The organism is Bacillus cereus group sp. Bce041 (genome assembly GCF_052646455.1).
Genome location: NZ_JBQXON010000006.1, coordinates 41594 through 55971 on the forward strand (window position 1 = coordinate 41594; position 14378 = coordinate 55971).

The window sequence follows — 14378 nt, forward strand, 5'->3', positions numbered from 1 at the left end:
AAATAACCTTTGCATTTTTCAGATTATCGTGTATGATGGGAAAGTATTGAAAATTAAATCAGTGATAAACTAGGGGTGCCTAACGTATGCGTAGGCTGAGAGAGAAGCGCGTGATCTTCTTAACCCTTTGGACCTGATCTGGCTCGTACCAGCGTAGGGAAGTTAACGGCTTTACATAATGATGTCTTTTATGAGCCAGGTCCTTATTTTTTTATGGACCTGGCTCTTTTTATTTTGGCATGCGCTGGCCATATCTCGTCCTTGTCACGAACAGGGGAGGCAACAAAGGTTATGAAACAGTCTGTTTCAGCTGAGCAAATTGAATTGAAATCGAGTTTACCAGGGAGTAAGAAAGTATATGTGGATGGACCACGAGAAGGCATGAAAGTACCGATGCGTGAGATTGAACAAAGCGAAACAAATGGCGTTCCAAATCCGCCAATTCGTGTGTATGATACGAGCGGCCCTTATACGGATCCTGAGTATAAAGTGGAGTTAGAAAAGGGGATTCCAACGCCGCGCCATTCTTGGATTCTGGGGCGTGGTGATGTAGAAGCATACGAAGGGCGTGAAGTGAAACCAGAGGATGACGGTGTGAAAGTGGCTTCGAAACATACACCTGTTTTCCCGCAGATGGATCGCAAGCCACTTAGAGCAAAGCAAGGTGCAAACGTTACGCAAATGCACTATGCACGTAATGGCATTATTACGTCTGAGATGGAGTATGTTGCGATTCGTGAAGGGGTAGAGCCGGAGTTTGTTCGTAAGGAAATCGCAGAAGGCCGCGCTATTTTACCAGCGAATATTAATCATCCAGAAGCTGAACCGATGATCATCGGGCGTAATTTCCATGTGAAGGTAAACGCGAATATCGGAAACTCAGCTGTATCTTCTTCGATTGCAGAAGAAGTAGAGAAGATGACATGGGCAACGCGCTGGGGTGCAGATACGATTATGGATTTATCTACAGGTAAAAATATTCATACGACGCGTGAGTGGATTATTCGTAACGCGCCTGTACCAGTTGGAACTGTACCGATTTATCAAGCGCTGGAAAAAGTAAACGGAATTGCAGAAGATTTAACGTGGGAAGTATATCGTGATACGTTAATTGAGCAGGCGGAGCAAGGCGTTGATTACTTTACAATTCACGCTGGTGTATTGCTTCGTTACATTCCAATCACGGCAAAGCGTACGACAGGTATCGTTTCGCGCGGTGGTTCGATTATGGCGCAGTGGTGTTTATTCCATCATAAAGAAAACTTCCTATATACTCACTTTGAAGAGATTTGTGAAATTATGAAGCAGTACGATGTTTCATTCTCTCTTGGAGATGGATTACGTCCAGGTTCGATTGCAGATGCAAATGACGAAGCACAGTTTTCTGAGCTTGAAACACTTGGTGAATTAACGAAGATTGCTTGGAAACATGATGTGCAAGTTATGATTGAAGGGCCTGGGCATGTACCGATGCATTTAATTAAAGAGAATATGGAGAAAGAGCTTGATATTTGTCAGGGCGCGCCGTTTTATACACTTGGGCCACTAACGACAGATATTGCACCAGGTTATGACCATATTACATCGGCAATTGGAGCTGCGATGATCGGTTGGTTTGGAACGGCGATGCTGTGTTATGTAACGCCGAAAGAACATTTAGGTTTGCCAAACAAAGATGATGTACGCACGGGTGTTATTACGTACAAAATTGCAGCGCATGCGGCTGATCTTGCGAAAGGACATAAAACGGCTCATCAGCGTGATGATGCACTTTCAAAAGCACGCTTCGAATTCCGTTGGCGCGATCAATTTAATTTATCTTTAGATCCTGAACGTGCGATGGAATATCATGATGAAACGTTGCCTGCAGAAGGGGCAAAGACAGCTCACTTCTGTTCAATGTGTGGACCGAAGTTTTGTAGTATGAGAATTTCGCATGATATTCGTGAGTATGCAAAAGAAAATGATTTAGAAACGACAGAAGCAATTGAAAAAGGAATGAAAGAGAAAGCAGAAGAATTTAAAGAAGCTGGTAGTCATTTATATCAATAATATGTTACACCTCTTTACTTGATTGATCACACTGTAGTACCTAACTTTATTATAGAAGAAGCCCCATTTGCTAAGACGGTAGCAAATGGGGCTTCTGTTGTTTATAAGGCAAAGAAGAGATGTACCCAGTAGAATAAGAGGAATAGTGTGACGACTGTTGTGAGCGGGATAACGATAAGGGATACACTTAAATAGTCTTTCCATTTTACTTTAATTTTGTTTTGTTTCAGAATATACATCCAAATGAGTGAAGCTAGTGTACCAATTGGTAGTAATAGTGAACCGATGTCACTACCAATGATGTTTGCAAGATAGATTGTTTTTAATGTGACTGGATCTAGTCCCATTTCTGTTAATGTGATTGTACCAATCATAAGGGCAGGATGGTTATTGAAGACGTTAGAGAGGATGGATACAAGTCCGCCCATTGCAAAGCTAGCATAGAGTAGATGCTGATTCACAATTGGCTCGAGCCATTGTACAAGTGCAGCTGTTAATCCTGCGTTGTGGAGTCCGTAAATAATGACGTACATAGAGAAGGCGAAAATTAAAATGTGCCACGGTGTCTTTTTCAAAATGTCGACAGGATTTGTTCGTAAGTAGTACCATCTCCAAATGAGAAGAACGAGTGAACCAAGTACTGCAACGATTTCAATTGGGATGGATAAGAAGGATGCAACGAATAGAAGACAGCGCATCAGGAAGACGAAACCTAATACTTTTAACATGAATCTAGTCCGTTTTTGTTTCGTATCAACAGAATTATTTCCTTTTAGTGGATGGAAGTTTTTCGTGAAGAAAATTTCTTCAATATCATATGAAGAAACAGGTAATTTTTTCGGAAGTTTTTTCTTCAAAACTGTATACATGAGCCATGACATAAATAATAAGCCTAATGTTGCAGGTACAAACATCATAGCAGTATGCATATAAAGAGTCATATTAACGATATTTAATGCAATTAAGTTTACGATATTACTTACACCAATTGGTGCACTAGATGCGGTAGCGATTAAAGCTCCGCTTAATAAATAAGGAATTTGTTGATGTGGTTTTAATTGAAGGTTTTTTAGAAGAAGAATTAAAATGGGAGTTGTAATTAGAATACTACCGTCGTTATTAAATAAAAGAGTCATAAGAAAACATAATAATTGAATATACCAGTATAGACGGCGTCCAGAACCCTTTGCTAGATTTGCTAGTTTCGCTGCGGACCAATGGAAGAAGCCGAAGCTTTCTAATATAACTGCCATGACGATGGTCGCTAATATTGTTATGGAGGCCCCTCCTATTTTACTAACAATATCTATGACGTCTGGTTTTGACACAAGTCCAGTAATTAGGATAATGCCAGCACCGATTGCTGCTGGCCACGCCTCATTCAAACCTCGAGGCCGCCAAAAGATAACGATCATCGTTAAGAAGAATACAATAATAGTAATCCATATTTCAATGCTCATATTTTGCCTACCTTTCTATTTTCCCTTGAACAGATGTAGCTTGTCTCAAGTTTATATTGGTAGTATATTCAGCAAAAAATAAGAAGAACTAGACGTATAACGAGATGAACCGAATATGTGTTTTTCATGCTAAAGGACAAGTGTCATTAGTAGTGAAATAACTATTGTGATAGGAGCCTATAAATTGATTGGGTAGTAAGGTAGTAAATGAGATTTATATCGGAAATTTTTAAAATATATCGACTTAACGACAAAATATAACAAGAGGAGTCTATCCCAAAATACCTTTTGGAATAGACCCCAATGCTATATTATTTTTCCTTCAAAAAAGTACGATCCTTCAAGAATAAATTCCAGAAGAAAATAAATCCTGGTAATAAAATTGCAATCCCAATTGCGTATAGAATGAGCAGTGCATAGAATGTTTCTGTCGTTGTGAAGCTTGTAAATACAGTTACGTCAGGATAAATAATATAAGGTAAATGCGCGACGCCGTAAGCGTAGCTTGCAAATGCATATTGAGCGACGACAGCTAAAACGGCAATGCGAGGGTATCCTAGTGTATTGTATTTTTTGTTTGTCCACCAAAGGGACGAGTATCCGATAACGAATAAAACAATAGAAACTGTAAACCACGGGAATTGCTTTATTAATCCTTGCATAAGCCAATGTGTTTCTGGATCCATTACAACGAGAGCGATGATCGCTGTAACGAGTGTTGCAGGACCAAGGATGATGGCATTTCTTCTATAAATTCTATACGTATCTTCTGAACTTTGTTCTCTCGCAAAATCAGCGAGAAAGAGAGAGGAGAGAAACAGTTCAGACGTTAGTCCGAAGAGCATATAACAATAGATAACCGGGCTAGAAAGAAGTTTTCCATACAAGAGTACTTCTTTTCCTTCAGACATTGTAATATAGGCCCCCTCTGTAACGGGTAAAACGGTAATTAATAGTGCTGGAATTAAGAGACCAGTAATACCTGAAATAACCCGAAGAAGGTACTGATATTTTGGTAAGGAGTAAGCAAATACCATAAACGTACTACGTACTGCAACGAGCACTAAAATTAACATAACTGGTACGAACATTACTGTCGCAAGAGTAAAGGCCGCTTTCGGAAAGAAGCCGAGAAATGCGACAACGACGAAAACAAGAAACGTATTTGTTACTTCCCACGTTGGTGATAAGTACCGATTCGCAAGTTTGGCAGCGAGCGTTGGATGTTTTGCGTATACCATGCCCCAAAAACCAGCTCCAAAATCGATGGACCCTAATATACTGTATACGAAAATAAGGGCCCATAAGATGATGATTGCAATACTTTCCTCATGCACGAGAATCGCCTCCTTGGTGTTGTAAATCATTCTTTAATGGATGTCTTCTAAAGAATGTCCGTAGAACAAAGACTGTTAAAATAGCGAGTCCAATATATAAAATGATGAATAAAACAAATAAAGGACCGACGAAATCAGCGCGAGTAGAAGCATCGACTGTACGTTGCATACCATAAATTGTCCATGGCTGACGACCGCTACAACTGAAAATCCATCCGAATTCAATACCGAGCATCATAATTGGTCCGCATGCGGCAGCCCCCCAAAGTAACCACTTCGGTAGTTCTGTCCCCTTTTTTCGGTAAACGAAGTACCAATATAAGAGAGCAATTGCTGCAACTGCAAAGGTAAACGCAGCAGTGCCGACCATTAAGTTGAACAGTGTATGTGTATAAAATGGTGGCCATGTTTCTTGTGGGAATTCATTTAGACCTTTTACGACAGTGCTAGGGTCTAGTCCCACTAATAAGCTAAGCATGTTTGGGATTTCAAGTGCATAGTTTAGTTCAAGTGTATTAGGATCCACAACCCCGCCAATGGATAGCGGTGCGTGTGATGTCGTTTCAAATAAAGCTTCAGCAGATGCAAGTTTTTCAGGTGAGTGTTTATGTAGGGCGATTGCCGATTCGTGCCCTGAAAGCCACATCGTAGCGCCTGTAATAAATGTCACGACAAGCCCTAATAGTAGCCCCTTTTTATGATAAGCAATTTCACGTGTACTTAAATTTTTCTTCAATAATTTAAATCCAGCGATAGAAGCAATGACAGCCGCACCAGTTGCATAAGCCGTAATAACGACATGGAATGCACTTGTGCCAAAACTCGGATTAAAGAAAGCTTTCCAAGGATCAACGTTAAAAACAGATCCATCTGGATTCATTGAAAAGCCTGCTGGTGTATTCATCCATGTATTTGCTGATGTAATGAGCACGGCGGATGCCGTGGCACCAAGCATGACGAAAAATAGCGAGATTAATCTCATAAATGGAGGAAGTTTATCAGCTGCATATACGTAAATCGACATGAATAAAGCCTCCAAAAAGAAGGCGAAAATCTCAATTTGGAAGGGAACAGAAATAACTTGCCCAACAATTTTGGCGAAACCAGGCCAAAGAAGTGAGATTTGCACACCAACAATTGTTCCAGTTGGAATTGCTACACCGAGAAGAATAGCAAACGCCTTTGTCCATCTTTTCGCCATAATGGCATAGTCGGAGTCTTTCTTCCAGTGATAGAGTATTTCGCTTATAAAAATCATCAATGAAAGACCGACACCAAGTGTTGCAAAGATTATGTGGAATGCTAATGAAGAACCAAAAAATGCTCTTGCTAATGTTACCGTATCCATATGTAAACTCCTCTTCTTTTTTGCCATTATTTTCTGATTGAATTGGAAGATTTATTCAAAAAAACTACCAAAAATATATATGTATTTAAAAAGTGAATATGATAATATAATGTTGTAATATTTTGAATAGAAAGAAATAAATAGTTGGTCATGTTTTGTTTGTTTTTTGCTCAGGAATCTTTTATAATCTTTTATGCGAACATAAGTTCTGTTTTTCGGAATCAAGAAGTTTATGTGAAATGGAGAGGGTGTTTTATGTATCCTGAAGTCATTAAAAAGATGGCATTTTCAAAAGAGCATAGAGATTTATTATTGAAGCTATATAATAAAGAAATTACACGTCGTGAATATGATCGACTTGTACAATCGCTATATAAACCTTCTAAAGAGGTTTGCGGGGGATAGAAATGCGGGAGACAATCTAATAGATTGTCTTTTTTAAATTTATGTATGTTCTGATAAAATTAAGGTTAGCCTTACTAGGGAGGTGAAAAGATTGCGGAAACGTTTATATATAGGGATTGGAGTTATCTTCTTAATCGCTTTAGGTGGAATTGTATTTTGGTCAGCTTTACAAGGAAACCGTACAGAAAATTTTATTTTAAGACATATGGTGAATGACAATGGAACACTTGCCACGTATCGTTTAGTAGATACTAAGGCAGGTACGGGTGAAGCTAAGGGACGTGAAGCTTTATCAGAATCGGCGGGATTATGGTTACAGTATACACTTGATAAAGATGATCAGGCGTTATTTGATGAGCAAGTAAAGGTTATTCAAGATAATTTCATATATAAGAATCATATTGTTTTATGGAAACTCTCTGAAAAGGGAGAGAGGCAGTCAGCTACAAATGCACTTATAGATGATCTTCGTATTATAGAACAATTATATCGTGCTTATGAAATGTATAAGGAAGAGCGTTATAAAAACCTTGCCGATCAATTAAGTGATGCTGTACTTCGTTATAATAAAAAAGATAATTATTATGTTGATTATTATGATGCAGATGCAGGAAAACAAAATAATTTTGTAACAACATCATACATAAATCCGCGTGCATTCTCCTATATGAAGAAGTACGGCAAAGTTTCTGCTCAGCAATATCAGGAAGTCGTTCAATTTTTAGCAGATTATCCAAGGCATGGCTGGGCATTCCCAAAAGAGTATAAAGAAGATGGTACATTTACGTACGATAAAGAAGTGAATCTTATTGACCAATCATACGTTGCATATCATCGAAGTTTAGGTGGTCTTTCATCAGCTGCTTATTTGGAATTTATAAAGAAGAAGTTCCAGGAGGATGGAAAGCTATACGGTCGTTACAATTTAGAAACGGGAAAACAAACTGTGAATTATGAATCGCCGGCCGCGTACGGACTAACGATTTTGTACGTACTACAAACAGGTGATACAAAGTTTGCGAAGGAATTGTATGATCATATGGCCACATTCCGAAATGACAACGTATTTAGTAGATATTACGGTGGATATGTAACAGGTGAAAATAATAATACGCATATTTTTGATAACGTATTGCCGCTTTTAGCTGAAATAGAATTAAAAAAGAGTGAACAATAAAAGGTGCCACCATATGAGGGTGGCACCTTTTATTTGTTCATATAATTTTACGTCCTAATATTAGAGAAGTAGTCAATCACAAATTCACGAAATTGCTGAGCAGTTTTCGATAAGTAGCGTTTCTTCGACCAACTTAAGCCGATAGTTCGCTCACAATTTGGTTCAATAATACGTAACTTATTTAATGCTAAAGTAGAGTTTTTTAATAAAGTTAAACTTGGAACAAAAGCGATGCCGAGACCTTGCTTAATGAGGTCGCTAATCACGGTCGGTTCATCTACTTCAAAAGCAATATGCGGAGTGAAACCAGCTTCTTTACAAAATTCATCCGTTAAGTGCCGAAATCCGTAGCCAGTGTTCATACTAATAAACGGTTCGTCTTTTACTTCATGCAGGTGGATATTTTCTCGGCCGGATAAACGGTGGCCTGAAGGGACGACTAAGAAAATTTCTTCTGTAATAAGTGGTTCCCAAACAATCTCCTCACCTTCAATTGGCACAGAGGAGATACAAAAGTCAATTTCTATATTATCTAGTTGTCGTTTCATAGAAGGAGTAGATGCAAGAAATTGTTGAAATCGAACGTTAGGATGTTCTATTAAAAAAGAGCCAAGTAGTTCTGGTAATATTCTCGGAATAGAAACGGCCAGTGTAATAGAGCTTTGTTGTAATTCGGCTAAATCTTTAATTTCTCGTTCCCCTTCACTTAATTCATGAAAAATACGCTCTACTCGTTTTAAAAATACTTTTCCGAAAGAATTTAAAGTAATCTGTCGGCCTTGGCGATCAAATAAAGGGACGCCTAAATCCTTTTCGAGTCTAGCGATTGTTTTGCTGAGTGAAGGTTGCGCGATATGCAATTCTTCAGCTGCCTTTGTCATATGTTCTAGTCGTGCAACTGTCTGAAAGTATTTTAACTGGAGCAGTTCCATTTCGAATCTCCTTTCTATAGACCAAAAGGAATGAATTGATAATTAAAGATGTATTATACAGTATGGAAAGTGACGTGTATAGTAAATCTGTTAAACCATTCTAATGGTGTTAAATTCGGAGAAGGAGTATGTTTCATGAAGGGAATTCAACTTATATTTAAAGATTGGAAAGCGATGTGGCACCATAAACATGGACGTATCGCTTTAATTTTTTTATTAATCGTTCCGTTAATTTATTCAGGATTCTTTTTAGCTGGATATTGGGATCCGTACGGAAGATTAGATAAATTACCTGTTGCAGTTGTGAACTTAGATAAGGGTGCTATGATGGATGAAAAAACAATTCATGCAGGAGACGATTTTGTTAAAAATTTAAAAGAGAATAAGGAACTAGCTTTTCATTTCGTATCAGAAAAAAATGCAGATGAAGGGTTAAAAGAAGATAAATATTATATGGTTGTTACGATTCCAGAGAATTTCTCTAAAAAGGTAAGTACACTTATGGATGAGAAACCAGAGCCGGCAAAGTTGCAGTACAAAGTAAATCCAGGTAAAAACTTTGTAGCAGCTCAAATTGGAACGACAGCTGTTGAAAATATGAAAACAAAAATCTCGAATAGTATTACGAAATCTTATACAGAAGGTGTCTTTTCAAAGTTTCAAGATTTGGCACAAGGATTGAGTGATGCAAGTAATGGTGCTGAGAAGTTACATGAAGGAACGACCGATGCAAGAAATGGAGCGAATCAGCTTGCGGATGGTATTGATCGTTTAAGTAATGGGACATCGAAATTGAAAGAAGGAAGTGACAAGCTTGCATCCAGTCAATCTGCTTTAACCGGGGGAGCAAATGAGCTGAGTCAAGGAGCGACATCACTTCATAGTGGTATGGAATTACTAGCACAAGGTGAAAAAACGTTACAATCAGGAATTAGTGAATTAAGTGCTGGTACAAATGAATGGGTGAATGGAAATGAAAAACTTGCTGAAGGGCAAGCGAAAGCGGACAATGCGGCAAATAGTGTAAAACAACAATTAGAAGAGTACGTGAAAAATCATCCAGAAGTGCAGCAAGATCCCGCTTTTCAAAAAATTGTTGCTACGTCTAATGGACTAGCTAAAGCAACAAGTACTTTAAATAATAGCCAACAACAATTGACACAAGGTGCGAAGAAGCTTACTGACGGTCAACATAAGATTGAAGAAGGCATAAATACATTCGGAGTTAAGTTAAATGAAGCTACTGCTGGAACGCAAAAGATAGCAGATGGTGCATCGAATTTGGCTGATGGATTTACGAAGTGGGGAAATGGATTTACATCATTGCAAGAAGGTGTAAACCAGCTTGCGAGTGGTGGAACGGAGCTGAATAACGGTGCTAGTAAATTAACAAATGGACTTGTTAAACTGGATGATGGTGCGAAAGAACTTTCTGCGAAATTGGGAGAGGGTGCAGAGAAGATAGCGAATGTTCGTAATGATGATGCACGTAATACGATGTTCTCAGAGCCAGTTCAGTTAGTGAAGTCAACAGTTTCTGACGTTCCTAACTACGGTTCAGGCATTGCACCATATTTCTTATCGCTTGCATTTTATGTTGGCGGAATTATGGCATCGAATATTTTACCGCTTGGTCGTAGACAAAATATGAAGGTAAGCGGAACGGTACATTTTATTAATAAACTAGGATTGGTATATTTAATTGGACTTATTCAAGCGCTACTCGTAGATGTAGTTGTGCTAGGTGTTATGAAATTAGAAGTTGCCAGTGTGCCACTCTTTGTTTTATCAAGTATTGTGATTTCCTTTACGTTCATGACATTTATTCTTATGTTAGTAACAGTATTTGGTCTTATTGGAAAGTTCTTAGCAGTAACGCTTCTTGTCTTGCAATTAGCGACGAGCGGAGGTACTTTCCCAGGAGAATTAAATATAGCTGTTCTTAGTAAAATTGGACAATTTCTCCCAATGTCTCATTCTCTTAGAGGATTACAAGATGTTATTTCTTTAGGAGATTGGTCGCAATTACAAATGCAAATTTTAATATTGTTATGTTACCTCGTTGTTGCCGGTGGAATTGCTTGGATCACGAGTCATATACAGCATAGAGAAACGAATGCAGAACAAGTTTCTTAAAATGAAATAAGCTATCCGATTTTTTCGGATAGCTTATTTTTTATTTACGTTCCATTACTGCAAAGTAATTATTTTCATTATCAGCAAAGTTGAATGCTCTACCAGTAGGTAAATCTACAACCTGTCCAACTGTGACATTTTTCTCAGAAAGATCTTTATATAGACGGTCTAAGTCATTTGAGAAGAACATAAGTGAAGGTGTATTTAGGTTTAGTTCAGGTTGCATCTTCGCGATTAACGCTTTATCGTGAAGGACGATGCTTGTTCCTGCTTCTTTCGCCGGTGCAATTTCAATCCAGCGGAATCCGTTTCCGTTATTCTCTTCCGCAATGATTTGGAACCCTACTTTTTCTGTCCAAAATTGTACTGTTTCGTCTTGGTTATTTACATATAGCATAATTTGTCCAACTTGATTAATCATAGGTGTCTCTCGCTTTCTTTTTATATGCGTATCATTATATCAAATATATGGCTTGAATAGTTTTTTATGATTTTTTCGGAATACAACCTTCGTCCATTTCATCTTTGTTGTAGGAGAAGGACCTGTAATCCAAGTATGAAATGGTATTGTGCTACAAATGAACATTGTTGAAATAGAGATAATAGCCGTTAACACAAATAGTAATAGGCTATATAATATAGTATTTTCTTGCAGTGTGAATAAAGAAAGAAACTTTGTGCATAGTTGCAAGAAGAATAAGTGAGCTAAATAAGCACCATACGTGTAATTTCCAATGAAACGTAACGTTTTATATAAGAAACCACGACGCTGTACTATCGTAATAGATAGCACATACAGTATGATAATTTCGCATACGATATATATAAACATAGATGGTTTTAAATAGGTAGAAACAGTTAAATGAATAGAGTTTGCTCCGTAAAAACTAAACAACTCATAATTGATGAATAAAAATAAGATGAAAAATAATATCGTTATAAGCGGGATATGTCTCATGACGAATAGACGCCAAGTTTTTAGTGCTACAGCGGCAATGCCACCCATAACGAAATAGAATGAGTAGAATAGAAATGATCGATCTGTATAATGTAAAATTGTTGAGCTTGTTAATTTTTCTCCATTAAAAATATAGTGAGAAGAGAACCACATTAATAGAAAATATAGGCAAGCGAAAAAGGTCATATATTTATATATGTCTTTTTTATTTTCTGTTCGTTTTTGAAACCAATAAAAAAGTGTGCATAGTAAAGGGAACAATAAGTGAATTTGGAACATCATAATAACGTACCAAAGATGGGGCGCGGCTGTTCCGAGTAATAAACTTTTTATTCCGCCTTGTAATGTAATAAGATCATTTGTTGTTAATAAGTAAAGAATAGACCAAAAGAAATAAGGAATGAGTAAGTGTGTCGCTTTTTCAGAAATATATTCTTTATATACTAATTGCTTCGTATAGTGACGAATTAAGTGAAATCCAACGATAAATATGAATGCTGGTGCTGAGAATTTTGCAAGATTAAATAGCATGCCCATAATGAGGGATTGCTCAAGTAAGACATTTCCTTGATTCATTGTATATAATAAGGAACTTTGCAAAACGACAGCGAGAAATGCAATGCTTTGCAAAACTTTAAATTCAGGTGCGCTTTGTGTCATTATTTCCATCTCCTTTTCCATACATGATTATAGTACGGAGAATGGATAATGGATGTGGAATATTTGTGAAGATTTTAACAAATTTGTGGCGAGAGGAAATATCAACTTATCAACAAATAACGACAAAAAGAGGATGCTCGTTTAGAGCATCCTCTTTCTAGCTATTAAGCAAATTTGTTTTTGATCCAATTCTTGCCTTCTACAAGGCGAGCTGTCATTACCGCACAAGCGTTATCTGCTGTTACGTTTAACATCGTTGCAGGTGGATCAATGATTGTACTAATTGCTGCGATAATTGGCAGTGCTTCTGGTGGGAAACCGTATAGAGATACGATTAACATTTCACCAATCATACCACCGCCTGGAATAGCACCCATTACTGTTCCTACTAATAAAGAAACAACAAGTGCGATTGCTAATGTTTTCGGCCCTTCGAATTCCATGTTGAAAATACCGAATAAGAAAGCAATTTTTAATACGCCACCTAAAACAGAGCCGTCTTTATGAAGTGTAGAACCAAGAAGGACAACTGTTTCACGAACATCTGAAGAAATACCCATTTTCTTCGTTGCTTCTAAGTTCGCTGGAATACTTGCGGCACTACTACAAGTTGCAAGTGATGTAACTGTAGGAGAGACCATGTTCTTCCAAAATACTTGTACACCTTGCTTGCGACCTGCAAGGTATGCATAGAATGTGAAGAATACAAAGAAATAAATTAGAGAAGCTGGATAGTATACCATTGCCGCTCGGAAGTAAGTTCCAAGAAGTTGTGGTCCGAATTCACCAACTAATGCTGCGAAGTAAGCAGCAAGTCCGATTGGAGCGTAGTACATAATGAAAGATACAACCTTCATTGAAATTTCTGCACCAGCTTGTAGGAATGTAGCGAATGGTTTTCCTTTTTCGCCAACTGCTGAAGTTGCAATCCCCATTAAGATAGAGAAGAAAATAAGAGCTAACATATTTTCACGAGATAGTAACTTCGAGAAGTCAGATACTGTTAAAATACCGACGATTTGATCTGCAACACTAACAGCTTTGCCGGCTTTGTCAGGTTGTGTTAGTTCTAGTACAACACCTTGTGCTGGCGGGAATACTTTCACGACAATAATCATAAAAATAGCAGCTAAAATACTTGTAAATAAGAAAGTCCCAGCCATACTAGACATAATTTTACCGAAACGTTTTAATCCATCCATATTAGCAATAGATGACGCGATGCTAAAGAACACTAGAGGTACAACAATCGTAAACATTAAGTTTAAGAAAATGTCACCAAGCGGCTTTAAAGCAACTGCATCGGCACCCATGAAATAACCAATGAAACCACCAATTAGGATAGAAGATAATAAAATAAGTGGAAAGCGATATGCCTTCATAAATATATCCTCCTATCAATTAAAAAAAGTCATACTGAATTATTATAGCGAGTTAGAGTCCTCTTTACTAGGAGAATAATGATAGATGGAATAGCGTGAAAACCGAGAAATTTTTGTTTTTAAGCTCGGCATACAGCAGGAAATCTAGACATATATATTTGTAACCTAGTGGTGGCAAGGAGTGCACCATAATTTAGGTAGAGAAAAAAGGGGAGGGAAGCGGGATGAATATTTTACTTTGCTGTGCAGCGGGAATGTCTTCCAGTTTGATTGTTACAAAGATGGAGAAAGCAGCAGAGGCAAGAGGGATAGAAGTAAAAATCTGGGCAGTATCAGGTTCTGAAGTGAATAGTCATATTGATAAAGCTGATGTCCTTTTACTTGGACCGCAAGTACGTTATTTATTACCGAAAATGAAAGAATTATGTAAGGATAAAGGGATACCTGTTGATGTCATTCAATCCGTTCATTACGGACTTTGTAATGGAGAAGCTATCTTGCAAGCAGCGTTGTCAATGAAACCATGAGGAG

Annotated in this window: 12 protein-coding genes and 1 riboswitch; of the genes, 5 read left to right on the plus strand and 7 right to left on the minus strand. The window is 37.7% G+C overall.

The features are described 5' to 3' along the window. Positions 1-61: 61 nt before the first annotated feature. Positions 62-177: riboswitch (TPP riboswitch) on the plus strand. A gap of 114 nt (positions 178-291) precedes the next feature. After that, on the plus strand, positions 292-2052 hold the full coding sequence (thiC, locus tag ACUN13_RS19500; RefSeq protein WP_000814482.1) for a phosphomethylpyrimidine synthase ThiC: 1761 nt from the start codon (positions 292-294) through the stop codon (positions 2050-2052). 101 nt (positions 2053-2153) lie between these two features. Here the strand turns inward: thiC and ACUN13_RS19505 are convergent, their stop codons facing one another. From ACUN13_RS19505 to cydA, 3 genes are all read right to left on the minus strand, one after another. Next, positions 2154-3512, minus strand: coding sequence for an arsenic transporter (locus ACUN13_RS19505; RefSeq protein WP_000021127.1), 1359 nt, complete (start codon positions 3510-3512; stop codon positions 2154-2156). Positions 3513-3823: 311 nt separating this feature from the next. Further along, positions 3824-4849: a cytochrome d ubiquinol oxidase subunit II gene (locus ACUN13_RS19510; protein WP_000544187.1), complete on the minus strand. Its 1026-nt coding sequence runs from the start codon at positions 4847-4849 to the stop codon at positions 3824-3826. Further along, positions 4842-6197 (minus strand): cytochrome ubiquinol oxidase subunit I, encoded by a 1356-nt coding sequence (gene cydA / locus ACUN13_RS19515; protein WP_000381984.1) that lies wholly within the window; start codon positions 6195-6197, stop codon positions 4842-4844. The genes ACUN13_RS19510 and cydA overlap by 8 nt, the downstream gene beginning before the upstream one ends. A gap of 255 nt (positions 6198-6452) precedes the next feature. Here cydA and ACUN13_RS19520 point away from each other — a divergent pair, with 255 nt between their 5' ends. Together ACUN13_RS19520 and ACUN13_RS19525 are read left to right on the plus strand one after the other, a co-directional pair. Continuing rightward, positions 6453-6602: a hypothetical protein gene (locus ACUN13_RS19520; RefSeq protein WP_000283180.1), complete on the plus strand. Its 150-nt coding sequence runs from the start codon at positions 6453-6455 to the stop codon at positions 6600-6602. Between the two features lie 91 nt (positions 6603-6693). After that, a complete protein-coding gene (locus tag ACUN13_RS19525) occupies positions 6694-7779 on the plus strand; it encodes a hypothetical protein (RefSeq protein WP_001231660.1) in 1086 nt (361 codons plus the stop codon). A gap of 47 nt (positions 7780-7826) precedes the next feature. On the opposite strand, the gene ACUN13_RS19530 is transcribed toward ACUN13_RS19525, so the two are convergent. Then, complete coding sequence (locus tag ACUN13_RS19530) at positions 7827-8711, minus strand: LysR family transcriptional regulator (RefSeq protein WP_065382041.1); 885 nt, start codon at positions 8709-8711, stop codon at positions 7827-7829. 135 nt (positions 8712-8846) lie between these two features. Between ACUN13_RS19530 and ACUN13_RS19535 the strand changes: the two genes are divergently transcribed. Then, the gene (locus ACUN13_RS19535) at positions 8847-10847 is read left to right on the plus strand and encodes a YhgE/Pip domain-containing protein (RefSeq protein WP_257115780.1); all 2001 of its coding nucleotides are present in this window, start codon (positions 8847-8849) and stop codon (positions 10845-10847) included. A gap of 40 nt (positions 10848-10887) precedes the next feature. Here the strand turns inward: ACUN13_RS19535 and ACUN13_RS19540 are convergent, their stop codons facing one another. From ACUN13_RS19540 to ACUN13_RS19550, 3 genes are all read right to left on the minus strand, one after another. After that, a complete protein-coding gene (locus ACUN13_RS19540; protein WP_000610162.1) occupies positions 10888-11268 on the minus strand; it encodes a VOC family protein in 381 nt (126 codons plus the stop codon). A gap of 39 nt (positions 11269-11307) precedes the next feature. Continuing rightward, positions 11308-12465 carry an acyltransferase gene (locus ACUN13_RS19545; RefSeq protein ID WP_098852414.1) on the minus strand — a complete coding sequence of 386 codons (1158 nt, stop codon included), beginning with the start codon at positions 12463-12465 and terminating at the stop codon, positions 11308-11310. 164 nt (positions 12466-12629) lie between these two features. Continuing rightward, the gene (locus tag ACUN13_RS19550; RefSeq protein ID WP_000649376.1) at positions 12630-13847 is read right to left on the minus strand and encodes a dicarboxylate/amino acid:cation symporter; all 1218 of its coding nucleotides are present in this window, start codon (positions 13845-13847) and stop codon (positions 12630-12632) included. Positions 13848-14071: 224 nt separating this feature from the next. Here ACUN13_RS19550 and ACUN13_RS19555 point away from each other — a divergent pair, with 224 nt between their 5' ends. Continuing rightward, positions 14072-14374 (plus strand): PTS sugar transporter subunit IIB, encoded by a 303-nt coding sequence (locus tag ACUN13_RS19555; RefSeq protein ID WP_001023543.1) that lies wholly within the window; start codon positions 14072-14074, stop codon positions 14372-14374. Positions 14375-14378: the final 4 nt, after the last annotated feature.

What these genes read in the sequence shown, in the direction of transcription:
- thiC (WP_000814482.1), top strand. Translation starts at nt 292, where the DNA reads ATGAAACAGTCTGTTTCAGCTGAGCAAATTGAATTGAAATCGAGTTTA.
- ACUN13_RS19505 (WP_000021127.1), bottom strand. Translation starts at nt 3,512, where the DNA reads ATGAGCATTGAAATATGGATTACTATTATTGTATTCTTCTTAACGATG.
- cydA (WP_000381984.1), bottom strand. Translation starts at nt 6,197, where the DNA reads ATGGATACGGTAACATTAGCAAGAGCATTTTTTGGTTCTTCATTAGCA.
- ACUN13_RS19520 (WP_000283180.1), top strand. Translation starts at nt 6,453, where the DNA reads ATGTATCCTGAAGTCATTAAAAAGATGGCATTTTCAAAAGAGCATAGA.
- ACUN13_RS19530 (WP_065382041.1), bottom strand. Translation starts at nt 8,711, where the DNA reads ATGGAACTGCTCCAGTTAAAATACTTTCAGACAGTTGCACGACTAGAA.
- ACUN13_RS19535 (WP_257115780.1), top strand. Translation starts at nt 8,847, where the DNA reads ATGAAGGGAATTCAACTTATATTTAAAGATTGGAAAGCGATGTGGCAC.
- ACUN13_RS19540 (WP_000610162.1), bottom strand. Translation starts at nt 11,268, where the DNA reads ATGATTAATCAAGTTGGACAAATTATGCTATATGTAAATAACCAAGAC.
- ACUN13_RS19545 (WP_098852414.1), bottom strand. Translation starts at nt 12,465, where the DNA reads ATGACACAAAGCGCACCTGAATTTAAAGTTTTGCAAAGCATTGCATTT.
- ACUN13_RS19550 (WP_000649376.1), bottom strand. Translation starts at nt 13,847, where the DNA reads ATGAAGGCATATCGCTTTCCACTTATTTTATTATCTTCTATCCTAATT.
- ACUN13_RS19555 (WP_001023543.1), top strand. Translation starts at nt 14,072, where the DNA reads ATGAATATTTTACTTTGCTGTGCAGCGGGAATGTCTTCCAGTTTGATT.